We start from the raw sequence: 235 nt of genomic DNA on the forward strand, positions 1-235 counted from the left end.
GTGACGATGCCTGGCGTTTGCAGCTCCAGGCCGATCCCGGTACCGCCCACCACAGTGAACCAGAACATGGTCACCAGCGGTGCGATGATCGACAGCGTCATGATGATTTCGCGGATGGTGCGGCCCCGCGAGATCCGCGCGACGTACAGTGCCACCATGGGCGCGTAGCCGATGAACCAGCCCCAGTAGAACACCGTCCACCAGTCCAGCCATTTGGGGTCGGCACGGAACATCG

The 235-nt window shown here is 63.0% G+C and carries 1 protein-coding gene; it reads right to left on the reverse strand.

Going from position 1 to position 235, the window contains the following annotated elements; all coding sequences use genetic code 11:
* The coding region (locus tag SB719_RS22670) for a BCCT family transporter (RefSeq protein WP_412160112.1) at window positions 1–235 on the reverse strand (235 nt) is incomplete at both ends.

Source organism: Pantoea sp. SIMBA_079 (assembly GCF_046940275.1).
GTDB lineage: Bacteria > Pseudomonadota > Gammaproteobacteria > Enterobacterales > Enterobacteriaceae > Pantoea > Pantoea borealis.